The sequence below is a fragment of the Methylocystis sp. genome (assembly GCF_051062815.1).
Taxonomy (GTDB): Bacteria; Pseudomonadota; Alphaproteobacteria; order Rhizobiales; family Beijerinckiaceae; genus Methylocystis.
In genome coordinates, this window is the sequence record NZ_JBPFDU010000029.1 from 42,450 (window position 1) to 66,155 (window position 23,706).

Genomic DNA, 23,706 nt, shown 5'->3' on the forward strand with positions numbered 1-23,706 from the left:
CCTGGTCCTTCGAGACGCGTGCTGCGCATGCTCCTCAGGATGAGGAAGCCGGCGGCGCGCGTCCCTCGCCCTCATGCTGAGGAGCGAGCGAAGCTCGCGTCTCGAAGCACGAGGGCGAAGCCATGCCGCGCTACAGTGAAGATGACATCATCGCCCGCGTCTTCGCGCCGATCGCGGGCGCTGCGGCGCTTGGCCTCAAGGACGACGCGGCGCTTCTCGCGCCCGAAAGCGCGCAGCTCGTCGTCACGACCGACATGGTCGTCGCAGGCGTGCATTTTTTCGCGGACGACGACCCGTCGCTCGTCGCCAAGAAAGCTCTGCGCGTCAATCTCTCTGACCTTGCGGCCAAGGGCGCCGAGCCGATCGGCTTTCTGTTGGCCTTGGCGCTCCCCCCTGACTGGACCAATGCTTGGCTGCACGCTTTCGCCGCTGGGCTCGCCGAGGATGCGCGCGCGTATGGCGCGCCGCTCATCGGCGGCGACACAGGGGCGACTCCCGGCCCGCTGACCATTTCGATCACGGCGCTCGGCCGCGCCCGGCGCTTCGTGCCCCGCACCGGCGCAAAGCCTGGAGACGCCATCTTCGTCTCGGGCCCGATCGGAGACGCCGCGTTGGGTCTTGTCGTTCGGCGCGACGCCGCGCTCGCGCGACGACTGTCAGATGTGGCGCGCGACTATCTGATCGGGCGCTATCTGCTGCCACAGCCGCGCCTCGACCTCGCGCCGTGGCTTGCCGCCAACGCCAGCGCCGCGATGGACATTTCCGACGGCCTCGCCGGCGATCTCGCCAAACTTTGCCGCGCCTCGGGCGTCAGCGCCGTCGTCGATCTGCCGCTGATTCCGTTCTCGGACGCCGCGCACGAGGCGATCGCGATTGATCCCGCCCTATTCGAAACGGCGATAACCGGCGGCGACGACTATGAAATTCTGGCATGCGTCCCGCCCGACTCAACCAATTTCATAGAAACCGCGCACGCGGCGGGCGCGCGCGTAACCACAATCGGCAAGGCGATCGCCTACGACGGGTCGCCGGCGTTTCGTGACCGGTACGGGCAGGTCGTGAGTTTCCAACGCCCGTCTTATCGTCATTTTTGATGGATTTCTTCATCCTTCGAGTCGTCCGCCACGCGGGCTCCGCCGGACAAGGAAATCCTTCACTCGACTGCCATGGCTCAGTGGAGCAGGGGGAAAGCGAGCGTTTTTCCCTCTCCGCAGCGGGGAGAGGGTCCGGCGGTTCGCCTATGCGTGACTTCGATCAACGTGCAACCAGTTCGAGCGCGCCAATTCTCGCCTTCGCGCCCTCCTCGGGCGTTCCGGCGGGAATGAGGGTGATCGCATTTTCGGAAGGGCGCAAGGCGTTGGCCGCTCCAAGGTTGCGCACCGTCTTAGTGACGTTGAACGCCAATTTATGTGAATGCTCCTGCGCATCATGGCCAGCAGGGAGTCCTACGGCGCCGAAGAATTGCACCGTGCCGAGGTAATGCGGATCGTTCGCCGCCGCCGCAGTCGTCCCCTCCGGCAGATCAAGAAAGGCGTTATAGGTGACATTTGGGTCGACATCCGCCGTAATCGCGCTCGCTACGAGATAAAGCTGCCGGCCCGGCGCCAATCTTTCGGTGCGCGTGGCGAGGGCGCCGGGACCCGTTTCGGTCAACGCCCTTTGCGGCGCCAACGTAACGCGCGTCGGTTGGAGACCGAGCGTGATCTCTTGCGTGCTTCTGGCCATTATGGTGGGGGGCGTCGCCTGCGCCGCGCGCAGCTCCGACTCCGACACAGCGACGGCCGGCGCGGCGACATAGCTATCATACTCATAGTGGAGCATGGTGACGCGGCTTGCGCCTGAGGCCTCCGGATTAACCTGATCGCCCTCTGTGTCGGCAAACGCGAACTTGCGGGTCCAGGTCGGATTGTTGTGGCCCGCAGCCCTACTCCAGCTTTCCCAGAGGCGGTCGATGTTGCAGTGATGCAAGTAGAAGATCGGGTCATTTGCGGCGAATGGCACGGCACCCATGTTCTTGGACGTGCCAACATAAACATGCACCAAGCCGTGCGGATTGCCGTCAAGCTGCGGACAGAAGCCGATGCCGCCATTCGGCTGGTCGATATAACTTGGTTCTCCGAGAGCGTCGAGGCTCAGTGAACCGGGATTCTGCTTATCTATGCGTTCGCCCGCGTTCACCCAGGGATTGCGGTTGGCTCGGAACAGCGGGCTCGCGCTGTCGCGGAAGGGTTCGGGGATGGAAAGGTCTTTAACGTCGCCGCTGAGATAATTCCAATAAGGAAGCGAGAACTCATCGTCCCCGAGTACATATCTGACGATTTGTTCGAAATAATACAGGTACCAACGGTGCCATGGGCAAAAAAAGGTCTCCTGAAACTCCGTTGGATCGGCTGGATTACTGCTATGGGCTTGGCAGTCATTCCACATCGCTTGAGCGATCGGCCGGAATTTGGCGGGAACTTGCTTGATCATTTCAGCCTTCTGCTGGCTCGACAGAGCATAGTTCCCGCTTGGACCCGGCGGTAGCCAATGCGTGTGAAACTGAAAAGACCACGAACGCGGATCGCCAAAGGGATAGTTTGTCGCGTCGCTCATGAGCGCGACGGCGCGCGCATATTTGGCGAGCATTTTTTGCCCTTCGGGACTGGCGGCGTTATAGCGCGTGTAGGATCCGCTATAGGCCTTCTCGGCTCCCTTAAGCCAGCCAGGCGTGAATAATCCGGAAGCGGCGCCGGCGGCGAGAACAAATCGGCGAGAGAAATTCGGCATTTTTAACTTCCTCGATAAAAGTTTTGAACCACATCACTTAACAATATGATTATGATAGAGAATTTCCTCGATGAGGCAAGCAGCGCGATCAGGGAAATATTTTAACCTCATTTCATGACAAGTTTGATTTCGGCGATCCTCGGACGGGCGCCCTCCGCAAGACTTCCCACGGGAACCAACGTGACGCTCATCTGGGCCTTGTTCAATTCATGTAACTTGCGCAGGAGATTAGTGACGTTGAAGGCAACGCTCTTTGCGCTTTTCCGTTCCGCCGCGTCAGGCGCGTCATAGAATTGCAACGTGCCCATGTAGCGGGGATCAGACGCATCCGGAGGCGCGACTGCCTCCTCAAGATCGAAGAAAGCGTTATAGACATTCCCCGGAGGCGTCTGCGCGCTGAGGCCTTCAAAAACGATGTAGATCGCATGGTCCGAAGCAAGGGAGCGCAAGCGAGAAGCGAGAGACGTCCTCGGCGAGGCGAGCAGGCTGGTCGCAGGCGTGAGGATGATGCGCTGGGGTTGTTCGCCGAGCGTTATTCCGCCGTCGGCGTGGCCCGAGCAGGCAATTGTCTCCCCAAATGTTTGATCTGCAAGCGTCATGACGTTTTTTTTGGCTTCAGGCGGTTTCTCGGAGCCGGGGACGCCTAGATTCTCCGCTTCGCATGAGTGAGCGCGCTGCGAAACTGCGGCGAGCGCGGCGATGACCATGATCGTCACGCCGATGCTGGAATGTGCCCGCTGTGCGCTCCGGTCGCCCATTTTCGCCTTATCGTGCTGCCGCTCGCGATCAGCGCTGCTTGGGGCCCTTCGGGGCCTTCCGGCCGGTTGCAAAGAATTTAACTAGGCGCGCTGCGAAATTTTAGAAGGCGGGGCGGCGGCGCCCCCCGGAAATTGGGAGGAACTCCTTATCCGGATTTTCCTGGCTTCTGCGCGCAGCATTGCCGTGCGGCCACGTTTCTGGCAGAAAGCCCGCCGGAAAGCTGCTGTCCCCGCCCGATTCGCTCGGCGGGGCCGCTGCTCCTTTTTTTGTTGCGCGACTCCGTTCGCGGCGACGCGACCAATTCGGCCAATTCGGGGTCGAAGAACGAAAAGGCGAAGCCAAAATGGTTCTGTTTCTAACCATCGTCTTCGGATTGATGTCTATCGTCTACGGCGTCAAGACGTCTCAGGAATTGCTGGCGGCAGATCCGGGGTCGGCGCGGATGCAGGAGATTTCGGGCGCGGTCGCCGAAGGCGCGCAGGCCTATCTCAACCGCCAATACAAGACCATCGCCATGGTTGGCGGCGTGATTTTCGTCATTCTCGTCATTCTGCTCGGCTGGGCTGTCGCCTTCGGATTCATGCTTGGCGCGGTGCTCTCTGGCGCGGCCGGCTATATCGGCATGAACGTCTCGGTGCGCGCCAATGTGCGCACCGCGCAGGCGGCGACGAAATCGCTTGCCGGCGGCCTCGACATCGCCTTCAAGGCCGGCGCGGTCACCGGACTTCTGGTCGCCGGCCTCGCGCTGCTTGGCGTGGCGGTTTATTACGCCATCCTGACCTGGTTCGCCGGCTATGCGCCCTCCGATCGCACGGTCGTCGATGCGCTGGTGGCGCTCGGCTTCGGCGGATCGCTGATCTCGATTTTCGCCCGCCTCGGCGGCGGCATCTTCACCAAGGGCGCTGACGTCGGCGCCGACCTCGTCGGCAAGGTCGAGGCCGGCATTCCCGAGGACGACCCACGCAATCCCGCCACGATCGCCGACAACGTCGGCGACAATGTCGGCGATTGCGCCGGCATGGCGGCCGACCTCTTCGAGACCTATGCGGTGACGGTCGTCGCCACCATGGTGCTCGCCTCGATCTTTTTCGCCGGTCAGGAAGGCCTGTCGTCGGCGATGATCTATCCGCTCGCGATCGGCGGCCTTTCGATTCTCACTTCGATCGCCGGCACTTATTTCGTGAAAATGGGCGACGACGACACGGAATGGGGCAAATTCGCCGCGCCCTATTTCAAGAAGCTCGGCATCGACGATTCCATCATGGGCGCGCTTTACAAAGGCCTCATCGCCGCGGGCGTGCTGTCGGTCGGAGGGCTCTTTCTGGCGACGACCTTTACCGTCGGCTGGGGCGAAATCGGCAGGGCGAATGGCGAAGCTATCCACGGCTACGGCCTGTTCCTCTCCGGGGTGCTGGGCCTGATCGTCACCGGCGCCATCGTCTACATTACCGAATATTACACCGCCACAGGCAAGCGTCCGGTGGTTTCCATCGCGCAGGCGTCGGTGACCGGACATGGCACCAACGTCATCCAGGGCCTCGCCGTGTCGCTTGAATCGACAGCGGCGCCGGCGCTCGTCATCGTTCTCGGCATCATCCTCACCTATGAGCTTGGCGGGCTCTATGGCACGGCGATCGCGGTGACGACGATGCTCGGCCTCGCCGGCATGGTCGTGGCCCTCGACGCCTTCGGCCCCGTCACCGACAACGCCGGCGGCATTGCCGAAATGGCGGGTCTGCCGAAGGAGGTGCGTCGCAACACCGACGCGCTCGACGCCGTGGGCAATACGACGAAGGCCGTGACCAAGGGCTACGCCATCGGCTCGGCGGGCCTCGGCGCGCTGGTGCTCTTCGCCGCCTATACGAACGATCTGAAGCATTTCATCGACACCGACGTGCCGTTTTTCAAAGGGCTGGGGAAGATCGACTTTGAGCTCTCCAATCCCTATGTCGTCGCGGGCCTCATCTTTGGCGGCCTCATTCCCTATCTCTTCGGCGGCATCGCCATGACGGCGGTGGGGCGCGCGGCGGGCTCGGTGGTGGTCGAGGTGCGCCGCCAGTTTAAGGAAAAGCCCGGCATCATGGCGGGCACGGACCGGCCGGATTACGGCCGCGCCGTCGATATGCTGACGCAGGCGGCGATCAGGGAAATGATCGTGCCCTCGCTGCTGCCGGTGCTGGCGCCGATCGTCGCCTTCGTCATCGCCTGGATCCTTGGCGGCAAGGCCAACGCCTTCGCGGCGCTGGGCGCGTTGCTGCTGGGCGTTATCGTCAACGGGCTCTTCGTCGCCATTTCGATGACCTCGGGCGGCGGCGCCTGGGACAACGCCAAGAAATCCTTCGAAGACGGCTTCATCGACAAGGACGGCGTGAAGCATGAGAAGGGTTCGGAGGCCCACAAGGCGGCGGTGACCGGCGACACGGTCGGCGACCCCTATAAGGACACCGCCGGCCCCGCCGTGAATCCGGCGATCAAGATCACCAATATCGTCGCGCTGCTGATGCTGGCGATCCTGGCGCACTGAGGCGTCGCGCAAGGCAATTTTGAGAGGGCGGGGGAGACCCCGCCCTTTTGCTTTGGGAAAGGTCCGCTCTCCCCTTCATTCACCTCCGGGATGTCTCAAAATCCGCCCGAAGATGCGCCGTGTCGTAAATGATCACGATTTTCGTGAACTGATTTCTGTCCTCCGAAAGCTCGAAAACATCTACGCATTCGAAGGTGGCCGCCCTGCCGCTCTTCAATGTCCAGACATAGCGAAAATGAAGCGCCACCGCAGACCCGCTGGCGGAGCTGTCGAAGATGTTCAGGAGCGTGGTTTCGGAACGGCTCGTGCCTGCAAACAGCTCGGCATAGAACTCCCTGGCGGGTCGGACGCCATAAAGCGGAGAGTGAGCAACAGCGTCGGCGGTGAAAAGGCTGCACACGGCGGATAGATCGCTCCGGTCCAGCGCGTTCAAGTAGCTTTTGCAGAGGGCTTCCGCGTCCATTCCGGTCTCCATCGCCAGGCACCATCATAGATTGACTGCTCTACAAAACGGACGGGTCGTTAACCCTCCTGTCTGAATGGAATGTTTCGGCCGATTGCAGAGCGGAGCTTTCGCTTTCCGTCCTTGCTGGAATTCCAACCGATCCACTGACGTATCTTGACGGTTCTTGATGAAACAAGATAGATATTTCAGTCTGCAGGAAGACGACGGCCGCCATGCGCGAAAAATTCGCCACTCAGGTCGATAAGGATCTGCTCGCCGAGATCCGCAAGATCGCAAAGGATGAGGGGCGGCAGCTTCAGTCCGTCATCGAGGACGCGCTGCGCGCGCATGTCGAGGAACGCAGCAAGGCAAAGCCGCGGCGTCACGTCATGGACGCCTATCGTTCGAGCGTGTCGCGCTATGGCGGGCTTTACGAAAAACTCGCCAAGTGAGCGGCAGGCGAACCGACTATCTGACAGTCGCCGAGATACTCGCCATTCACAGTGACCTGATCGAACGATACGGCGGCGCGGCGGGCGGGCGCGATCTTGGTCAGCTCGAAGCGGCGTTGTTTCGCCCGCAAACGGGCTATTACGCCGACGAGATCGCGCAAGCGGCTGCGTTGTGGGAAAGTCTTTCACAGAACCACGCTTTCGTCGACGGCAACAAGCGTGTCGCCTTCGCAGCGATGTTCGCCTTTCTCACCGTCAATGGAATTTCACTTACGGCGAATGCGGACGAAGCGTGGACCTTCGCTTCTGCGCTCTACGAGAAAGACGCGTTTCGCTTCGAGACGTTGGAGGCGTGGTTGCGCCAGAACTGCCGATGAAAGCATTCAGCTTACGTCTGAACCACCTGCGCCTCTCGACGACTGGCGCGGGCCAGTCCGCGCCATGTGACTTTCCCGCGGGCGTCTTGCATTATCGCGGCCGACGAGCGCCCCCGTTGCAGCTTGGGCGGCGCAGGCGGACGACATGACCCATCCTTTCTATTGTCTGCACACGCATGGCTTCGTCCGAGTCGCCGTCGCAACGCCGAATGTGCGGGTCGCCGATCCGGCTTTCAACGTCGGTCGGACGATCGAATTGGCCCAAGAAGCTGACAAGCACGGCGCTTCGCTCGTGCTGTTTCCCGAGTTGGGGATCTCCTCTTATGCGATCGACGATCTCTTGCAGCAGGAGGCGCTGCTCAACGCCGTCGAGGCAGCGCTCGTCGAACTCGTCGAGGCTTCTTGCGGCATTCATCCGCTGATCGTCGTCGGCGCGCCGCTGCGCCACAGAGGCCGTCTCTACAACTGCGCCGTAGCGATCCTGCGCGGCCGCGTGCTCGCCGTGACGCCCAAGGTCTATCTGCCGAACTATCGCGAGTTTTACGAACAGCGCCATTTCGCCTCGGGCGCATTCATCTCCGGCGAGGACATCAAGGTCGCCGGACAAACCGCGCCGTTCGGCTCCGATACGCTTCTTGAAGCGACGGATTTTCCCGGACTGGTGATCCACACCGAGATCTGCGAGGACGTATGGGTTCCCATTCCCCCTTCGGCGCGCGCCGCGCTGGCGGGGGCGACCGTGCTGCTCAATCTCTCGGCGTCGAATGCGATCGTCGGCAAATCCGACTATCGCGAGACGCTATGCAGCGCGCATTCGGCGCGTTGCCTTTCGGCCTATCTCTATTCGGCGGCGGGGCAGGGCGAATCGACGACGGACCTCGCTTGGGACGGAGAAGCGCTGATCTGCGAGAAGGGCGAGGTTCTCGCCAAGGCGCCGCGCTTTTCCGACGAACCGCAGCTGGCTCTCGCCGATGTCGACATCGGTCGTCTTCTCGCCGAACGGATGCGGCAGGGGACATTCGGCGCCTGCGCCGACGTGGAGCAGGGCGCGACGCATTATCGTCGCATAGCCTTCGAACTCGCCGCGTCTTGCGACCGCGATCTTGGGTTTCTGCGTGAGGTCGGACGCTTTCCCTTTGTCCCGGCGGATGAAACGCGGCTCGCCGAGCTTTGTTTCGAGGCGTTCAACATACAATCGCACGGCCTCGAACAACGGCTGCGCGCCACGAAAATCAAAAAGGCGGTGATCGGCGTCTCTGGCGGACTCGACTCTACTCAGGCGCTGTTGGTCGCGGTGACGGCGATGGATGCGCTCGGTCTGCCGCGCGAAAATGTGCTCGGCTTCACGCTGCCGGCCTTCGCCACGAGCGAAAGCACCAAGGCCAACGCCTGGCGGCTGATGCGCGCGCTCGGCGTCACCGCGCAAGAAATCGACGTCACCGCGGCTTGCAAGCAAATGCTCGCCGACATCGATCACCCGGCTGCGCGCGGAGAGGCGGTTTACGACACGACTTACGAGAATGTGCAGGCGGGCGCGCGCACGTCGCTGCTGTTTCGTCTTGCCAATCGCCATGGGGCGCTCGTCATTGGCACTGGCGACCTGTCCGAGCTCGCCCTCGGTTGGTCCACCTATGGCGTTGGCGATCAGATGTCGCATTACAACGTCAACGCCTCTGTCCCCAAGACGCTGATTCAGCACCTCATCCGCTGGTGCGCTCGAGACGCGCGATTTGGCGCGGAAACGGCGGCGGTGCTTGAGGACGTTCTCGCGACGGAAATCTCCCCCGAGCTTGTGCCCGGCGAAGCGAGACAGCGGACCGAGGAAACGGTCGGGCCATATGCGCTGCAGGATTTCAATCTTTACTATGCGACGCGCTATGGATTTACGCCGGCGAAGATCGCCTTTCTCGCTTGGCGCGCCTGGCGGCATGCGGCCGCGGGCTCATGGCCTGTAGGCGTCGGCGAAGAGGACAAGGTCGCTTATGACCTCTCGACGATCAAACATTGGCTCGGCGTTTTCGTGAAGCGATTCTTTGAGGGAAGCCAGTTCAAGCGATCGGCGCTGCCCAATGGCCCGAAAGTCAGTTCGGGAGGATCGCTGTCGCCGCGCGGCGATTGGCGCGCGCCATCGGATTCGGTTGCGGACGCGTGGCTGAGTTCGCTCGACGACATTCCCTGACGCCGATAAGCCGGCCGCTCACGAAAAGCGGCCGGCTCATAACGAGCGGACGAGCGACGACCGCTCAGGCGCGCCGGATCAGGCCGAGAACGACCGACACGACCAGCAGAATCAGCGCCAGCCAGAACAATATCCGCGCGCCATCCACCGCGACGCCGGCGACGCCGCCAAAGCCCAGAAAGCCGGCGATGAGAGCGACGACCAGAAACACGACGGCCCAATACAGAAGGTTGCCCATTTTGACCTCCGCGTGTGAACTCACGTCCTAGAACGCGTCTGCTCCATACATGTTCCGGCGCGAACTCATCCCAGCTATTGCTCAGGTCTCGACGCAGGCGAAATCCGCAATTAAAGTAGTTCGAAGCGTTAACGTCCATTTGGGCTGAAATGCTATGTGCTATTCGCTTGAGGCAAGCATTACGGCCGGGCTCGGCCTGGGGTTGGCGGGCTACGGCATGGTTGCAAAAGCGCTGCGCCACGACCGGCGCATGTTGCTGTTCGCCGCATTCCCGCTGGTGTTTTCTGCGCATCAGTTCGTCGAGGCTGCGGTGTGGCTCACGCGGAACGATCCCGTCGCCGGGCAGCCCTTCCGCTATCTCTACACCTTAATCGCCTTTGCGATGTGGCCTGTGCTGACGCCAGCGGCCGCCGCTTATGCGGAATCGGATCCGGAGCGAAATCGTCTTTGGTGGACCATGGGCGGCGTAGGCTTTATCCTGGCCGCCTATCTTATCGCCAAACTCGCCGGCGCCGACGGCATCGACCTGTCGGTCTATCGGCACTCGCTCGCTTATGATCCGTTGTTCGAGCGCCCGCCGCTGGCGACGGACTTTCTCTATCTCTTGTTGACGGTCGCGCCGCTCATCTTGAGCGAGCGCAGGGCGATCAAAATTTTCGGCGTCGCGGTGTTCTTGACGTTTGTCATGGCGCTCGCAGCAAATCGACCGGCTTGGTATTCCGTGTGGTGTCTCGCTGCGGCGGTGTTCAGTTTTGTCATTGCCTTCGCGATCGAAGAAGAGCGCAGTTCTGACTACGATGAGCTGGAAATGCAGCGCTAGTCGGTCCGGGACGTGTTCGTCGCCCATTCGATGTAGCGCCGGCGCAGCAGGCGACTCGTGTCGCCCGGCGCGCCAGATCCGATGGGGCGGCCATCGAGCGAGACGACCGGCAGGACGAGATTGGAGGCGCTCGTGAGGAAGGCTTCCTTTGCGTCATAGGCCTCGGCGACCGAGAAACTCCGCTCCTCGACGGTCAACCCTTCCCGCTCCGCGATCACCTGCACGGCTCTCCGTGTGCAGCCCGGAAGAACTGCGGAGGAGTTTAGACGCGTCACGAGCACATCCTGGCGGGTGAGGATGAAGGCGGTCGAGGATGAGCCTTCGGTCACGAAACCATCCTGATCGACCATCCAAGCCTCCTGGCAACCTGCCTCGAGCGCCGCTTGCTTCGCCAGAACCTGCGCGAGAAGCGCGACGCTCTTGATGTCGCGTCGCGCCCATCGCAGATCCGGAACAGTGAGCGCCTTCACGCCGGTTTCGGCGGCGGGCGAGGCGATGATGTTTTTCTTCTGAGCGAAGGCGACGAAGGTCGGCGCCGCTTCCGCGGGAAACCCGAACTCGCGTTCGGCGGCGGCGCCTCTGGTGATCTGCAGATAGACGAGGCCTTCGCTCAAACCGTTTCTTGCGACGAGTTCGGCTTCAACTTCCGCGATGCGCGACACTGGAATGGGACTTCCGATACGCAGTTCGCGTAGAGAGCGCTCGAGGCGCGAAAGATGCGATTCATTATCGATCAGCCTTCCGCCGATGACGGCCGCAACCTCATAGACGCCGTCGGCGAACAGGAAGCCGCGGTCGAGAATCGACACGCGCGCCTCGTCGATGGGGGTGTAAGCTCCGTTCACGTAAGCGATATCAGACACGGTCGGCTCCGGGTGAGGGGAGCGCAATCTACAGCAGCGCTCGCGGCTTGTCCTGCCGACGCTTCGGGCTCTATCGATAGGGCGGGGGATGCCTAAATAGAATCATCTGCGGCGGATCGCTCATGAGGGCCCCTCGCGACCTCGGTCGCGGACGCCGTTGCGCTGGCGCGCGTGAGAAGCGGAAAACTCCGCCTACGGGCGGGAAGGGGGATACTTGGGCGAAGAAATCAAGACCACGGGCTTCACGCCCGCCGACAAGGCGCGCTTTGCCGGCCGGCTCGCGCAGGAAACGCATCTCGCCCGCGCCCTATTTGAACAGGACAAATTTTCGCGTGACGGCCACATGGTCGGCTTCGAAATCGAAACCTGGATCGTCGACCACAATTATGCGCCGTCCTCGATCAACCAAAATCTCCTGGAAACCCTCAATCATCCGCTCGTCGTGCCGGAGCTGTCGCGCTTTAACGTCGAGTTGAATTGCGCGCCCTTCCGCCTCAAAGGCGATGCGCTGACGCAGGCGCATAATTCGCTGACGGATCTATGGGCGAAATGCAACGACGTGGCCCATCAGCTCGACGCCAATCTTGTGATGATCGGCACGCTGCCCACGATCCGCGACGCCGATCTGACGCTCGCCAATATGTCGCCGCTCAACCGCTACTATGCGCTCAACAAGGAAGTGCTTCGTCTGCGCGGCGGACAGCCCTTGCACGTCAACATCGCCGGCCGCGACCGGCTTGCGTCCGAGCACAAGGATGTGATGCTCGAAGCTGCGACGACCTCGTTTCAGATCCATCTCAAGGCCCCGGCCGATCTGGCGCATCTCTATTACAACGCCTCGGTGGCGGCGTCGGGGCCGATCCTGGCGGCCTGCGGCAACGCGCCTTTCCTGTTCGGCAAGGCGCTATGGGAGGAAACGCGCATTCCGCTGTTCGAACAGGCGGTGAAGGTGCCAGGCCCGGCCAGGGTCAGCATGGGTTCAGGCTATGCGACGGATTCTCTCATCGAAATCTTCGAGGAGAATTTGCGCGACTATGACTCGCTGCTTCCGATGGCCTATGACGATCCGCCCGAGGCGATGCGTCACCTGCGGTTGCATAATGGCGTCATCTGGCGCTGGAACCGTCCGCTGATCGGCTTCGACGAAAGCGGGGCGCCGCATCTGCGCGTCGAACACCGCATTCTGCCCGCCGGACCGACCTTCATCGATATGATGGCGAACGCCGCGCTTTATTTGGGTCTCGCGCGCGCCATCGCGATGAGCGGGAACTGCGGCGCCGGCGGCGTCGGCTTCGCTGACGCCAAACGAAACTTTTACGCCGCGGCGCGTTTTGGCCTCGACGCCAAGCTCGAATGGCCGGGAGAAGGGCAGATCGCCGCCGATCGTCTGCTGCTGGAACGGCTCATTCCCGACGCCAGGGCGGGGCTGCGCGACCTGGGCGTCGCCGAAGCCGATTTCCTCGATATCATCGAAGCTCGGGTGCAGACGCGGCAGACCGGGGCGGCTTGGCAGCGAAAAGCCCTTGAGGCGCGCGGCGGGGACCTTTATGGCCTGATGGCGGCCTATTGCGAGCGCCAGCGGAGCGGCGCGCCCGTCCATCAGTGGGAAACGTGAGGAGAACAGTGACCGACGCGCCCTGCGCCCTGCTCGACCGGCTGCCCGACGGATTTCTCGACTGTCCCGCCAATCGCCTGAAGGACGTCCTTCCCCGACCGACCCTGTTCGACCTTCCGGGCCGCGACCCGCAACCGCTGTTCGTGTCTACGCTGCTGCACGGAAATGAGACGAGCGGGCTCGCCGCCGTGCAGGAGATTCTGCGCCGTCACGCCGCGCGCGGTCTCAATCGGTCGCTCATTCTGTTCATCGGCAATGTCGACGCCGCGGCGGCGAATATGCGCACGCTACCCAACCAGCGCGACTTCAACCGGGTGTGGCGCGGGACGGCTTTTCCCGATGATCCGCTCGCGCATATGGCGCGCTGGATTTACGAATACGTCGAGAAGCGCAGAGCTTTCGCCGCCGTCGACATCCACAACAACACCGGTTTCAATCCTCACTACAGCTGCATCACCAAGCTTGAGCCGAAATATGTCGCGCTTGCGCAGCTTTTCTCCCGCATTGTCGTGCATTTTCAGCGCCCGCGCGGCACTAGCGCAGCGGCCTTCGCCGAACTATGTCCGGCGATCACGGTCGAATGCGGCAAGTCGGGCGCCGATGCAGGCGTGGCGCATGCCGTCGAATTGCTCGACGCCTGCCTCTCGATCGCAGAGCTTCCCGACCACGCGCCGGCCCCGCAGGACATCGAATTGCTGCGCACATGCGCCATCGTGAAGCCGCCTGCCGGCGCAAGCTTTTCCTTCGACGGAACGCCGGCGGATTTTGTCTTCCGCCCCGATATCGACCATCTCAATTTCAGTGAGCTGGGCGCTGGCGCCTCTTTCGGCGCGTTGGGTCATGATGACGCGCGCCTCGAAGTCCTCTCCGGCGAGGGGTTCGACACGCAGCCGATCAACTATTTCGATTATGCGGGTGGCCAAATCAGGCTCGCGCGCCCCGCCATTCCGGCCATGCTGACAGTTGACCCCCGCGCCGTGCAGCAGGATTGTCTATGCTATCTGATGCACCGCATCGGCATGGACGGACTGGGATATAGCCGCACGGACGCGAGCGCGCATTAGGGTTTCTCCGGCCGCACGTCCTCAATGACATAGAGGCCTTTCGCGTCGCGACTGATCGTGAATTTGATCTTCATGCCTTTCGACAGGCTGGAGAGGTCGACGTTCGGCGCGACGCGAAACGCCATTGTCATGGGCGACATTTCCAAGGGACCCGAGACCGGACCATGCGTGATCATGATCCGTCGCTCGTCCGCGTCGACCGCCCGGACGACGCCCTCGCCTTGCCCCGTCGTCTTCTCGGTCTGTTCCGTCGCCTCGGCGACAGTGTAGCGCGGCGCGCCTTGGACCGCCGCGCCGCCAATCCCGATAGAGATGGCGGCGCACACCGCGAGGCGCGCAAATCGCGTCTTCATCGAAGTTCCCGATCTTGCTGCTGAGGTCGGCTAGACTTTACGGCATTCGTCGGCGCATTTCTGGCACGCTTTGCCGCAGGCCACGCATTCGGCGATCTTCGGAAACTTGTCGCATTGCTTCTTGCAGTCCTCGCAAATCAAAGCGACCGTTTTCGCCAGCGCGACGGTATGCGACGAGTTGAGCGCCGCCAGCGATGCGAGCGCATTACATGCGGCGACAAGCTGCAGCGAGGCGTCCGCACATTCGGCCATGCTCGTGTCTTTCATCGCAAACATGCCAAGACAGTGCCGAAGGCAGTCATTGCCCGTGGAGACACATTCGATGCTCGCGCTTTCCAGGTTTTTGTAGAGCGGCGGATGCATATCCTCCATTTTGGCGCCGCTGTCCTGTTGGCCGGTCGCCTGAGCAAACGCTTGTGTGGCGGACACGACGGCGGCGGCGGTTCCGACTGCAATGAATTCGCGACGTTCCATGGTCTTTCTCCAGGTGGGCTTCACTATACTTACCGAGGGGACCCGCTCGCGGGTTCCATCGGGATGGCTGCGCTCATGTCATCTTCGAGGGATTCATTTGTGACCGTGATGCTCGGGTCGAAGGCGGTTGTGTATCGACGTCTCGTCATGTGCGATGAAAGGTGACGTTGAGATTACTGGCGGGCATGTCCACGACGGGCATGTCCACGATTTGAGGCTCTCCAAACCTTTCTCCCGCGCGCGGGCCGCGACATCTTCCAGATCGCGGACGCCCCACACGGCGTTGCGAGCGCGAAGGCGCGCATCAAATTCGGCGCGGCTCGCCGCCGCGCCTGTATGGACCCTATAAATAGAGCGGCGCTTCCGCGGACAAGGTCCTGACTCCGCTCTCGAACAAAGTCTCTGTCGCGCTCCAGGGGGAAATGTGCGTCATGTTTATGCAGATGATGGCGTCCGCCTTTATGCAGATGATGGCGTCCGCCGCACGGATCGGCCAGGGATTTTGCTCTACCTTCAGCGCAAGCGGCGCATCCAAATTGGCAAGTTCCATGGAGCTAGTCCAGGCGGAAATGCTCTCGCGCGCTTCACCGCTCGGTTCCGACGGACAGAATGTCAGCCCGGGCGGATGCTGCGCGAAGAGCCGCTCGTCATTCATATTTTTCTCTCAATTGCAGGAGCAACGCTAAAGAAGCTCTACGGTGTTCAAATTGCACACTCATGACGTGGGCTTAAGCTACGTCGAAACGGAGCGATTTACCTACAGTCATCCACTCAAAGCGAAGCCCTTGGCTCGCCGGTAGGCATGAAATTTGATGCGCGTCACGTGTGAAAGGCGGGCGCCTGACAGTTCCTGTCAGAAGGGCGCCTGCGCGAGGCGTGCAAAAGCTTGTCGCTTGCTGTGTAGAACTGCCGTGGGTCTTGAAAATGTCTCAGCGCTTCGAACTTGTCGCCTCAACGCATCGGTCGTTTGTCGCATTGGCGACGCTCCGCCTTCCCGGTCACCCCCTGCGGCGCTTTACCAAAGAAGAGGCGGCGATCCTTTCGCGGGCCCTCGACTCCGTCGCGACGGGCGACCGCGGCGAACAGCAGATCTATATGAGCCCCATCGCCAGCGATCATGACTTCGACGCGAGAGTCGAACAGAGCGGCGTTGTCCTCTCCTCTGAAGGTCACGGAGACGTCAAACTGGACTGGAGCGAAGCGCGCGCCCTGGCCGAAGAGTTGAGATCGTTCGCATCCGGCTAGCGGGGAACGGTTTACGCTTGAGCGGCGCGTTCGGGGTCACAAGCAGCGCCGCGGCTCATTTTGCGACAAGTTCAAACCGCGCGACCACGGGCGCGTGAAGCGATCCCTCGACAGGCTCTTTCGCGTAGACTTCGTCCTGCAGCCCTTCGTTCAAGATCGTGGTCTCGCGCCAGTTGGCGGCCAATGCGCGTGAGGCAAGGAGGTGGTCGATCAGCGTTGGACGTCCCGCATGCACCACGGTGAAGCGCCGCGACGGCTCGACGCGCTCTTCCAAGGCGACGAGGGCCCGGTCCCCTTCCGCCGCTTCGTCTCCGCCGCCCCGCAGGAGTCTCGTCGGCGCGTCATGCTCGTCGGCGTTGAAGTCGCCGGCAATCGCGATCTGCGCCTCCGGCTCCGCGTCAAAGAGAGTCTCGGCGAACAGCCGGGCCTCCAACGCTTGCCCTTCGCGCTTGAGCGCGGCCACGAACTGGCCCTCGATTTGCGCGCGGCTCGATCCGAAGCCGCGCGCCGTCGCGATAGGAATGGCGCGCGGCGCGCGTAGATGCAGATTGACGACGTGGAGCGCGCCTCCGTTGGGAAGCGCGACAGCAGCGTAGAGCAGGGGCCTGTCCCAAGCGATCTCGACCGGCTCCGGCTGGGAGCCGTCGGCGTCGCGCGGCGGCGGCCAGACCCATCGCGCCACAATGTCGTGGTGGATCTGCCGATGCGCGCGCATCGGCCATCGTGAAAGGATTGCGAGATTATGCACGTCGGCGGGGGCGTCGCCGCCTGGCCTGACGGTCGTCGCCCGATGAAAGTTCGCGTATCTGGTGGTCGCCAACAACTGATCGAGCGCGATATATTGCCGCGCGCCGTGCTTATGAAGCCTCTGCGCATGGATTTCCTGCAGGCACAATATATCGGCGTCAAGCGCCTCCAGCAGCGGGCGTAGCGCGTCGCTTCGGCGCGCAAACGCCTCTGGTTTGGTCCCCGACCAATCGAGATTTTCGAGATTGAAGGTCGCGAGTCGGAACGCTTGCATCGTCAATCCTCGCCCGAAGAGTCTGCATCCGCCAGCAGATTGCGCCTCGACGGGGTCGACATTTAGCGGCAATATCGGCGCTATTTCCAATCCAGGAGCGCGATGTGTCCCTATTTGACGGGATTCCTTTCTTTGTTGGCCTAGACCCCACGCGCGGCGAACAGCTGGCGCGCCAATGCGTGCGCAGGCGCTACGCCGAGCATGAGCTGGTCCTCGATTTCGACGACCCTTCGACCGATGTGTATTTCATCGTCAGCGGCGACGTGCGGGTGCTGATACGAACCGCCGCCGGCAAGGAGATGATCTTCGGGGATTTCGGACCGGGCAAATTCTTCGGCGAGATGGCGGCGGTCGACGGGGCGAAGCGTTCCGCCAATGTGACGGCGCTCACCAACGCGGAACTTTTGCTGGTGCCGCCAGCGGTCTTCAAGGAGATCCTGTTCGGCGAGCCGGAGATTTGCGAGCGGCTGCTGCGTTTGCTGACGGCGCGGGTGCGGGAGCTGAATACGCGTCTGTTCGAGCGCTCGGTGCTCGACCTCAAGCATCGGCTCTATTCCGAATTGTTGCGCATGTCGGCGCCGCGCAAAGGGTCGACGGGGCAGTCGATCGTATCGCCACCGCCGTTTCAGCATGATCTCGCCGCCCGAATCGGTTGTCGGCGCGAACAGGTTAGCCGCGAACTCTCGGCCATGATCGACGAAGGCCTCGCCGAAAAAATTCGCGGCGGTCTCGTGTTGTTGCGCCCGTCGGTCCTGGAGAAGCGGGTTCAAGAGGCGCTCAACGAAGCCGAATGACCCTGTGCGTTCCCGCACAAACAGATGAGGGACGAGGCGCTACCGTCACTATGCTGCCGACAAGAGGCAAAGGACCCGGCAGAGCAAGCGACTGGGAGAACCCAAATGATTCCCGAATTGACGCCGATCGAGCGTTGCGCCGAAGTGGCGGGTCTGCGCGGCCATGAACTCATCCTGGGCGTGAGCCCCAGCGACAAGCACCATCGCATGCTGGCGCGATACCGCCGGGCCGTGTCGCTCGACGCCGCGCGCGGGCGAGTCGTCGCCGACATCCGCAACGCGGTGGAGATCGGCGCGTCGCGCCGCGCCGCCGACCTGCTGATCGTGCTGCGCTGGCTGCTCGCGCCAGGCGCGTCTTGCGACGATTCACGCGTCATCGCGCGTCCACGCCGCCGCACGTTCTCGGCGCGCTGGCGCAGGGGCGTCGTTCCGTCGCTGGTCGCCGAGCAGTCGTCGACTGAAAGCGGCGAAGTCGTCTCTCTCTTCGATGGCGGACTCCGGCGCTAGCCGCGCGTCGCGCCTGTGGTTTCAAGGCAACACCCGAGAATTTGTTGTGTCCGCCGTTTGCGCGCGGAGGATGGACAGAAATACCCATAAGCCGTTGCTGCAAAGCGTTAATTCGTAGCAGACGCATTGCGCCGTCGCGTCGTTCTCTTCGGCGCATCCTCGGGCGCTAGCTTGCTACTCCAGGCGACATGAGTCAGCTTCCGGTTCAGCTGACGGTCACGGCTTCGATCGCCGTTTTCCGATTTTTTACGGGGGCTTGCCATTTATGTTCGCATATAGAGCGGCGCCGAGGCTTTTGGGCGCATTGTTTGCCGCATTCGCACTTTTCAGTCCGGCTCTGGCGCAGGAGGATCCGCGCGCCGAACAGGAGCGCCTCGCGGCCTATATTCAGCATAATCCAACCGACTATGACGCGACCTATCGTTACGTCCTGCTGTCGACGGAGCTGCGCGACTATGAAGCGGGAATCGGCGCGCTTGAGCGCCTGCTGATGTTCAACCCGAACTTGTCCCGCGCCCGAAAAGAGCTTGGTTTCCTTTATGCGCGGCTTGGGGCCTATGAGCTCTCGGCGCAGCATTTGCGCAACGCGCTCGCCGAAGGCGGCCTCGATGCGGTTCAGGTGGCTCAGGTTGAAGCGCAGCTGCCCGATATCGAGAAGCGCACGCAGGCCAACCGGCTTTATCTGCGGATGCACGTCGGCCTGCGGGCGCAATCGAACGCCAATTTCTTCCCGACCAATAATCTCTTCCAGGTCGGCGGCGTCGGCGTCGCGTCGGCCGCCTCGCGCAAGGGCGACATCAACAGCTTCCAATTGGTGCAGGCCGCGCATGACCTGGATTTTCAGAATGCGCGCGGCGACCAGCTCGAGACGCGCGTGACGGGCTACGCCACCGAACAGTTTCGCCTGCCTCAGTACAGCGTCGCGCTATTCGCCGGCTCCGTAGGACCGCGCATCCATATCGCGCCCGATCTTTATCCGGGCCTCTCCATCAAGCCATACCTGACCGGCGCGGTGGCGCTGCTCGGCGGCAGCAATTATCTGAACGCCGGCGGCGCCGGCATGAGTTTCGGCGCGGAACTCAGTCGCGACCTGTGGTTCGAGCCGGGCGCCGAATGGCGGGCGATCTGGGTTGACCCCTCGCCGGGCTTCCTCGGCTATGCCGGTTTCTCGCCCTATTCGACAGTATCGACGTTGGCGACCGGCGACGTCGTCACGGGCTACTTGAGCAGCTCCTACAGACTGACCAACGATCTGAGGCTTGAAGGTCGCGTCGCCTATACGCGCGCCTGGGCGGGCAATCCGCAGCAATCTTCCGATCAGGTGGACGTTCAGGCGATGCTGCGGCTCGAGGTTGATCCGCCATTTCCGATCATTCCGCGCCGATGGACCCTCGCGCCTTATGGCCGCTTTACGCATCTTGCCTTCGACGCCGCCAATCCGGTGATCAATCCCTTCGTCGCGCGTCGAGACACCGTCTGGATCGGCGGCCTGATGGTGGACTTGCCGGTCACCCCGTATTTCGGTTTCGCCGGCAACGTCGAATATGCGCGTAATGATTCAAATCTGCCGAATTTCAAGACGGACAACGTGTCCGTCAGTTTCGGGCCAACGGCAAAGTTCTGACGGAGACGATAAATGAAAAAGTTCTCCGCGGCAGCCACAACCGCTCTCGCGCTCGTCGCCGGCCCCGCGCTCGCGGATAACGTCGGGAACGTCGGCGCGGTCAATCAGAGTGCGCACGGCACGCCGCCGGGCGCCGCGAAGCGCTCGCTATCGGTCGGTCTTGGCGTGCAGCGGCGCGAACGCATCGAGACGAGCCCGTACGGCAGCGCCCAGATCGTCTTTAACGACACATCGACGATGACCGTCGGACGCAACAGCGCCGTCACCGTTGACGACTTCGTCTATTCACGAGGCGGAGGCGGTCAGCAGGGCGTGTCGATGGCGAAGGGCGTCATGCGCTTCGTCGGCGGCGGCGTCAGCCACGAAGGCGGCACAAGGCTGCGGACCCCGACGGCGTCGATCGGCGTGCGCGGCGGGACGGCGCTGGTTCGTATTGGCGGCTCCTGCGGCACGCTCATCGTGCACCAATATGGCTTCATCGACGTTGGCGGCCAGGCGCTCACGCGCCCGGGCTATGGCGTTTGCGCGCCGAGCGGCGGGCCGGTGTCGGAGCCTTTTCTCGTGCCGCCCGAGACGATCGCGGAAATCGTCGCCGCGTTGGAGAGCGGCAAAACGCAGCGTGGCGGCGCCAAGCGCGCGCCGACAAACGAAGAGGCGAACCTCGCGCTCGGCAATGATCGTCCGCCGGACGTCGTCAGTCCGCCGGGGCTAGACGCGCTGGGGCCGGTTTGGTTCGGCAATGCGCTCGTGCAGAGCCGCGCCAATGTCGACAATCAGCCTGCTCCGCTGCTGACGCCAGCGCGCCAAGGCGGAAACGACGGCCACCACGACGATCACGATCACGGCGGCCACGGCGGACACGATCACGGTGGTCATGAGGGCGGCCACGGCGGTCATGGCGGTCACGGCGAAGGTGGTCACGGCGGTCATGGCGGCCACGGCGAAGGCGGTCATGGCGAAGGTGGCCACGGCGGTGGTTATGGAGGCGGCCACGGCGAGGGCGGTCATGGCGAAGGCGGCCACGGCGGCGGCTATGAAGGCGGCGAGGGCGGCCAGTACGGCGGCGGCGAAGGTGGCCAGGGCGGCGAAGGCGGCGGTGGAGGCCTCTTCGAGAGCGGCGACTCGGGGGGCGGCCATGGTAACGGCGGCGGCCAAGGGAGTCATGGAAGCGACGGTCATGGAAGCAGCGGTCATGGGAGCAGCGGTCACGGAGGCGGGCCGGTTGCGATTGACGGTCCGGGCGACTAGTTCTCCGGCATCGCCAGCCTCGCCGATCGCCGCGGTGGCGGCGTGACCGTCATGCGAGGTGGAGATGTTGAAGCGGCGCCGCGCCTACCTTCTCGCGCTTATCGCCGCCGCGGCTCTCATTTTTCCCTGGGGCGTCATTCAGCCCCGGGCGCTCGACGACCTTCGCAACTTTGTCTTCGACACGTTTCAGCGTCTGGCTCCTCGCGCCTATGATCCAGAGGCGCCGACGCGGGTCGTCGGCGTCGACGAGAAAAGTCTCAGCGCCTATGGGCAATGGCCTTGGCCGCGCGTCCGGCTCGCCGAACTTCTTGACCGCCTGCGCGAACTCGGCGCGGCGTCCATTGCATTCGACTTCATTTTCGCGGAGGCGGATCGCGCCGGAGCCTCTCAGCTCCTCGACGCGATCTCCGACCCCCGCGCCCGCGCCGAGGTGGCGAAGCTCGTCGCAAAAGCGCCGAGCGGCGATCAAATCTTGGCTCAGGCGCTCTCGAAGGCGCCCGCCACGCTTGGAGTCACGCTGACCGACGCCGTTTCCGCGCCGCTGCCGGCGAAGTCGGGGCTGGTCACCGCCGGCGACGATCCCGCACCCTTCCTCGCCGCGTTCGCCGGCGCGGTGGGCCCGGAACGAAAGCTTGCGGAAGCGGCGCGAGGGCTGGGCGCGACAAACTGGCTGACCGATCACGACCAGATCGTTCGTCGGGTGCCGCTGGTGACGCGCGCCGGCGACGTTCTCATGCCCTCCCTGGCGCTCGAAGCCCTGCGCATCGCCCAGGGCGAGTCGGCCATCATCATTCGGTCTTCAAACGCCAGCGGACAAACGGCTTTCGGCAAGCAGACGGGAGTCAACGCGATCAAGGTCGGCGCCTTCGAAATTGCGACCGGCCCCAACGCAGAGGTCCGGCCACGCTATTCGCATAGCGACGCAGTGCGAGACATTTCAGCCAAGGACGTGCTCGAGGGCCGTGTTGCGCGCGACGAAATCGAGGGGCGCATCATCTTCGTCGGCGCATTGGCGACGGGTCTTGGCGACGTCCGCGCGACGCCCCTGGAGCCGGTCGTTCCCGGCGTCGACGTGCATGCGCAGATCGTCGAATCGATCGCATCGGGCTCGCTGCTCGCGCGCCCGGACTGGGCGCCCGGACTGGAGTTCGTCGTCGCCGCCTTCTCGTTTTTTCTGATCATGAGCCTGCTCTTCGTCGCGCCGCCGCTCGTCTCGGCGGCGGCGGCGCCGCTCGCCGTCGCAGGGCTATTCGCCGGCGCCTTTTATCTGTTCGATCGCCGCGGCGTGCTGCTCGATCCCTCTTATCCGAGTCTCGCGATCATTGGCGGCTATCTCTTCGGCGCAGTGACGCTCTGGCGGGCCGAAACTTCCGCGCGCCGCCACGTGCGCCAGGCCTTCGGCAAATTCGTCGCCCCCGCCGTCGTCGATCGCCTCGCCGAACACCCGGAGCGGCTGGTGCTCGGCGGCGAGACGCGCGAATTGACCGTGCTGTTTTCCGATCTGCGCAATTTCTCGGGGATTTCGGAAGGCATGAGCGCACGCGAACTCACGCAGTTCATGAATGAATATTTGACTCCGATGACCGACGCCATCCTCGAAAAGGAAGGCACGATCGACAAATATATGGGCGACGCGGTGCTTGCCTTCTGGAACGCGCCGCTCGACATCGACGACCATCCGCGCAAGGCCGTTCGGGCCGCCCTGACGATGCGCGAGGCTCTCGTCAGCCTCAACAAAAGGCGCGCCGAGGCCGCTGCGTCGTCGGGCAATGATGCGCAGCCCGCGGCGATGGGGCTTGGCCTCAATCTCGGCCCTTGCAGCGTCGGCAACATGGGATCCATCCGCCGCTTCGATTATTCGATTCTCGGCGACACGGTGAATCTCGCGTCGCGGCTCGAAGGGGCGAGCAAGGCGTTTCAGACGGACATTGTGGCCTCTGGCGCGGTGCGCGACGCGGCGCCCGACTTCGCCTGGATTGATCTTGGCCGTGTCCGCGTCGTCGGAAAGAGCGAACCGACAAGGGTTTTCGCCCTCGCCGGCGACCGCAGGATGGCGGTCTCGGACTCGTATGTGCGCTGGCGCAAGTCGCATGACCTCATGCGCCAGGAATATGAGTCGGGCCGATTCGAGGCCGCCGCCGAGGGCGCCTCGGCGTTGGCGCGATCGGTTCCCGAGCCCTGGCCTGCGCTCTATGTCGTCTTGGAGCAGCGGTATCGCGGTCTCGCCAGGGAAGGGTCGCAGGATAACTGGTCTTCGGTATGGAATCTTTCGAGCAAGTGACGTCTTCGTCCGAGCGCGACTCCTGTCCTGCCGTGTAGCCGCACGCCTTATGGG

The 23,706-nt window shown here is 63.0% G+C and carries 24 protein-coding genes; 14 read left to right on the forward strand and 10 right to left on the reverse strand.

All coding sequences use genetic code 11. The features are described from left to right. Window positions 1-122: 122 nt before the first annotated feature. Window positions 123-1,094, forward strand: coding sequence for a thiamine-phosphate kinase (gene thiL / locus ACR65W_RS04110; RefSeq protein WP_434500004.1), 972 nt, complete (start codon window positions 123-125; stop codon window positions 1,092-1,094). Window positions 1,095-1,254: 160 nt separating this feature from the next. Here thiL and ACR65W_RS04115 read toward each other — a convergent pair whose 3' ends face one another. Together ACR65W_RS04115 and ACR65W_RS04120 are read right to left on the reverse strand one after the other, a co-directional pair. Further along, the gene (locus ACR65W_RS04115) at window positions 1,255-2,769 is read right to left on the reverse strand and encodes a tyrosinase family protein (protein ID WP_434500005.1); all 1,515 of its coding nucleotides are present in this window, start codon (window positions 2,767-2,769) and stop codon (window positions 1,255-1,257) included. Between the two features lie 107 nt (window positions 2,770-2,876). Continuing rightward, complete coding sequence (locus ACR65W_RS04120) at window positions 2,877-3,527, reverse strand: hypothetical protein (RefSeq protein ID WP_434500006.1); 651 nt, start codon at window positions 3,525-3,527, stop codon at window positions 2,877-2,879. 344 nt (window positions 3,528-3,871) lie between these two features. Here ACR65W_RS04120 and ACR65W_RS04125 point away from each other — a divergent pair, with 344 nt between their 5' ends. Beyond that, window positions 3,872-6,052, forward strand: coding sequence for a sodium-translocating pyrophosphatase (locus ACR65W_RS04125; RefSeq protein ID WP_434502349.1), 2,181 nt, complete (start codon window positions 3,872-3,874; stop codon window positions 6,050-6,052). A gap of 79 nt (window positions 6,053-6,131) precedes the next feature. On the opposite strand, the gene ACR65W_RS04130 is transcribed toward ACR65W_RS04125, so the two are convergent. Beyond that, window positions 6,132-6,515, reverse strand: coding sequence for a nuclear transport factor 2 family protein (locus ACR65W_RS04130; RefSeq protein ID WP_434498019.1), 384 nt, complete (start codon window positions 6,513-6,515; stop codon window positions 6,132-6,134). A gap of 215 nt (window positions 6,516-6,730) precedes the next feature. Here ACR65W_RS04130 and ACR65W_RS04135 point away from each other — a divergent pair, with 215 nt between their 5' ends. The 3 genes from ACR65W_RS04135 to ACR65W_RS04145 all read left to right on the forward strand — a co-directional run bounded on the left by ACR65W_RS04135 (window position 6,731) and on the right by ACR65W_RS04145 (window position 9,505). Continuing rightward, window positions 6,731-6,949: a hypothetical protein gene (locus ACR65W_RS04135; protein WP_154453624.1), complete on the forward strand. Its 219-nt coding sequence runs from the start codon at window positions 6,731-6,733 to the stop codon at window positions 6,947-6,949. Next, window positions 6,946-7,326, forward strand: coding sequence for a type II toxin-antitoxin system death-on-curing family toxin (locus ACR65W_RS04140; protein WP_434498020.1), 381 nt, complete (start codon window positions 6,946-6,948; stop codon window positions 7,324-7,326). The genes ACR65W_RS04135 and ACR65W_RS04140 overlap by 4 nt, the downstream gene beginning before the upstream one ends. A gap of 145 nt (window positions 7,327-7,471) precedes the next feature. Then, window positions 7,472-9,505, forward strand: a complete 2,034-nt coding sequence (locus ACR65W_RS04145) for an NAD(+) synthase (RefSeq protein ID WP_434498021.1) — start codon at window positions 7,472-7,474, stop codon at window positions 9,503-9,505. 64 nt (window positions 9,506-9,569) lie between these two features. On the opposite strand, the gene ACR65W_RS04150 is transcribed toward ACR65W_RS04145, so the two are convergent. After that, window positions 9,570-9,743, reverse strand: coding sequence for a DUF1328 domain-containing protein (locus ACR65W_RS04150; RefSeq protein WP_123175971.1), 174 nt, complete (start codon window positions 9,741-9,743; stop codon window positions 9,570-9,572). Between the two features lie 154 nt (window positions 9,744-9,897). Here ACR65W_RS04150 and ACR65W_RS04155 point away from each other — a divergent pair, with 154 nt between their 5' ends. Beyond that, on the forward strand, window positions 9,898-10,563 hold the full coding sequence (locus ACR65W_RS04155; RefSeq protein WP_434498022.1) for a DUF6629 family protein: 666 nt from the start codon (window positions 9,898-9,900) through the stop codon (window positions 10,561-10,563). Here ACR65W_RS04155 and ACR65W_RS04160 read toward each other — a convergent pair. Beyond that, window positions 10,560-11,426, reverse strand: a complete 867-nt coding sequence (locus ACR65W_RS04160; RefSeq protein ID WP_434498023.1) for a D-amino-acid transaminase — start codon at window positions 11,424-11,426, stop codon at window positions 10,560-10,562. The two genes, ACR65W_RS04155 and ACR65W_RS04160, sit on opposite strands and share 4 nt — an antisense overlap. 214 nt (window positions 11,427-11,640) lie before the next feature. Between ACR65W_RS04160 and ACR65W_RS04165 the strand changes: the two genes are divergently transcribed. Together ACR65W_RS04165 and ACR65W_RS04170 are read left to right on the forward strand one after the other, a co-directional pair. Further along, complete coding sequence (locus tag ACR65W_RS04165) at window positions 11,641-13,041, forward strand: hypothetical protein (protein ID WP_434498024.1); 1,401 nt, start codon at window positions 11,641-11,643, stop codon at window positions 13,039-13,041. After that, window positions 13,038-14,105: a M14 family metallopeptidase gene (locus ACR65W_RS04170; RefSeq protein ID WP_434498025.1), complete on the forward strand. Its 1,068-nt coding sequence runs from the start codon at window positions 13,038-13,040 to the stop codon at window positions 14,103-14,105. Before ACR65W_RS04165 ends, ACR65W_RS04170 begins: the two co-directional genes overlap by 4 nt. Here the strand turns inward: ACR65W_RS04170 and ACR65W_RS04175 are convergent. The 4 genes from ACR65W_RS04175 to ACR65W_RS04190 form a co-directional block, all read right to left on the reverse strand. After that, entirely contained in the window at window positions 14,102-14,458 is a 357-nt protein-coding gene (locus tag ACR65W_RS04175) for a copper-binding protein (RefSeq protein ID WP_434498026.1), read from the reverse strand. The two genes, ACR65W_RS04170 and ACR65W_RS04175, sit on opposite strands and share 4 nt — an antisense overlap. 30 nt (window positions 14,459-14,488) lie before the next feature. Continuing rightward, entirely contained in the window at window positions 14,489-14,932 is a 444-nt protein-coding gene (locus tag ACR65W_RS04180) for a four-helix bundle copper-binding protein (protein ID WP_434498027.1), read from the reverse strand. Window positions 14,933-15,025: 93 nt separating this feature from the next. Next, window positions 15,026-15,211, reverse strand: a complete 186-nt coding sequence (locus ACR65W_RS04185; RefSeq protein WP_434498028.1) for a hypothetical protein — start codon at window positions 15,209-15,211, stop codon at window positions 15,026-15,028. A 64-nt stretch (window positions 15,212-15,275) separates the two neighbouring features. After that, window positions 15,276-15,587 carry a DUF938 domain-containing protein gene (locus ACR65W_RS04190; RefSeq protein WP_434498029.1) on the reverse strand — a complete coding sequence of 104 codons (312 nt, stop codon included), beginning with the start codon at window positions 15,585-15,587 and terminating at the stop codon, window positions 15,276-15,278. A 269-nt stretch (window positions 15,588-15,856) separates the two neighbouring features. Between ACR65W_RS04190 and ACR65W_RS04195 the strand changes: the two genes are divergently transcribed. After that, window positions 15,857-16,177, forward strand: a complete 321-nt coding sequence (locus ACR65W_RS04195) for a hypothetical protein (RefSeq protein ID WP_256035598.1) — start codon at window positions 15,857-15,859, stop codon at window positions 16,175-16,177. A gap of 55 nt (window positions 16,178-16,232) precedes the next feature. Here the strand turns inward: ACR65W_RS04195 and ACR65W_RS04200 are convergent, their stop codons facing one another. Further along, on the reverse strand, window positions 16,233-17,198 hold the full coding sequence (locus ACR65W_RS04200; RefSeq protein ID WP_434498030.1) for an endonuclease/exonuclease/phosphatase family protein: 966 nt from the start codon (window positions 17,196-17,198) through the stop codon (window positions 16,233-16,235). Between the two features lie 104 nt (window positions 17,199-17,302). Between ACR65W_RS04200 and ACR65W_RS04205 the strand changes: the two genes are divergently transcribed. The 5 genes from ACR65W_RS04205 to ACR65W_RS04225 all read left to right on the forward strand — a co-directional run bounded on the left by ACR65W_RS04205 (window position 17,303) and on the right by ACR65W_RS04225 (window position 23,652). Beyond that, window positions 17,303-17,992, forward strand: coding sequence for a Crp/Fnr family transcriptional regulator (locus tag ACR65W_RS04205; RefSeq protein WP_014889934.1), 690 nt, complete (start codon window positions 17,303-17,305; stop codon window positions 17,990-17,992). Between the two features lie 105 nt (window positions 17,993-18,097). Beyond that, the gene (locus ACR65W_RS04210) at window positions 18,098-18,499 is read left to right on the forward strand and encodes a polysaccharide deacetylase (RefSeq protein ID WP_434498031.1); all 402 of its coding nucleotides are present in this window, start codon (window positions 18,098-18,100) and stop codon (window positions 18,497-18,499) included. A gap of 304 nt (window positions 18,500-18,803) precedes the next feature. Next, on the forward strand, window positions 18,804-20,123 hold the full coding sequence (locus ACR65W_RS04215; RefSeq protein ID WP_434498032.1) for a tetratricopeptide repeat protein: 1,320 nt from the start codon (window positions 18,804-18,806) through the stop codon (window positions 20,121-20,123). Window positions 20,124-20,135: 12 nt separating this feature from the next. Continuing rightward, entirely contained in the window at window positions 20,136-21,371 is a 1,236-nt protein-coding gene (locus ACR65W_RS04220) for a FecR family protein (RefSeq protein ID WP_434498033.1), read from the forward strand. A 64-nt stretch (window positions 21,372-21,435) separates the two neighbouring features. After that, window positions 21,436-23,652: a CHASE2 domain-containing protein gene (locus tag ACR65W_RS04225; RefSeq protein ID WP_434498035.1), complete on the forward strand. Its 2,217-nt coding sequence runs from the start codon at window positions 21,436-21,438 to the stop codon at window positions 23,650-23,652. Window positions 23,653-23,706 lie beyond the last annotated feature (54 nt).

What these genes read in the sequence shown, in the direction of transcription:
- ACR65W_RS04115 (WP_434500005.1), bottom strand. Translation starts at nt 2,769, where the DNA reads ATGCCGAATTTCTCTCGCCGATTTGTTCTCGCCGCCGGCGCCGCTTCC.
- ACR65W_RS04125 (WP_434502349.1), top strand. Translation starts at nt 3,872, where the DNA reads ATGGTTCTGTTTCTAACCATCGTCTTCGGATTGATGTCTATCGTCTAC.
- ACR65W_RS04200 (WP_434498030.1), bottom strand. Translation starts at nt 17,198, where the DNA reads ATGCAAGCGTTCCGACTCGCGACCTTCAATCTCGAAAATCTCGATTGG.
- ACR65W_RS04220 (WP_434498033.1), top strand. Translation starts at nt 20,136, where the DNA reads ATGAAAAAGTTCTCCGCGGCAGCCACAACCGCTCTCGCGCTCGTCGCC.
- ACR65W_RS04145 (WP_434498021.1), top strand. Translation starts at nt 7,472, where the DNA reads ATGACCCATCCTTTCTATTGTCTGCACACGCATGGCTTCGTCCGAGTC.
- ACR65W_RS04225 (WP_434498035.1), top strand. Translation starts at nt 21,436, where the DNA reads ATGTTGAAGCGGCGCCGCGCCTACCTTCTCGCGCTTATCGCCGCCGCG.
- ACR65W_RS04135 (WP_154453624.1), top strand. Translation starts at nt 6,731, where the DNA reads ATGCGCGAAAAATTCGCCACTCAGGTCGATAAGGATCTGCTCGCCGAG.
- ACR65W_RS04175 (WP_434498026.1), bottom strand. Translation starts at nt 14,458, where the DNA reads ATGAAGACGCGATTTGCGCGCCTCGCGGTGTGCGCCGCCATCTCTATC.
- ACR65W_RS04120 (WP_434500006.1), bottom strand. Translation starts at nt 3,527, where the DNA reads ATGGGCGACCGGAGCGCACAGCGGGCACATTCCAGCATCGGCGTGACG.
- ACR65W_RS04155 (WP_434498022.1), top strand. Translation starts at nt 9,898, where the DNA reads ATGTGCTATTCGCTTGAGGCAAGCATTACGGCCGGGCTCGGCCTGGGG.
- ACR65W_RS04150 (WP_123175971.1), bottom strand. Translation starts at nt 9,743, where the DNA reads ATGGGCAACCTTCTGTATTGGGCCGTCGTGTTTCTGGTCGTCGCTCTC.
- ACR65W_RS04210 (WP_434498031.1), top strand. Translation starts at nt 18,098, where the DNA reads ATGATTCCCGAATTGACGCCGATCGAGCGTTGCGCCGAAGTGGCGGGT.
- ACR65W_RS04180 (WP_434498027.1), bottom strand. Translation starts at nt 14,932, where the DNA reads ATGGAACGTCGCGAATTCATTGCAGTCGGAACCGCCGCCGCCGTCGTG.
- thiL (WP_434500004.1), top strand. Translation starts at nt 123, where the DNA reads ATGCCGCGCTACAGTGAAGATGACATCATCGCCCGCGTCTTCGCGCCG.
- ACR65W_RS04130 (WP_434498019.1), bottom strand. Translation starts at nt 6,515, where the DNA reads ATGGACGCGGAAGCCCTCTGCAAAAGCTACTTGAACGCGCTGGACCGG.
- ACR65W_RS04190 (WP_434498029.1), bottom strand. Translation starts at nt 15,587, where the DNA reads ATGAATGACGAGCGGCTCTTCGCGCAGCATCCGCCCGGGCTGACATTC.
- ACR65W_RS04195 (WP_256035598.1), top strand. Translation starts at nt 15,857, where the DNA reads ATGTCTCAGCGCTTCGAACTTGTCGCCTCAACGCATCGGTCGTTTGTC.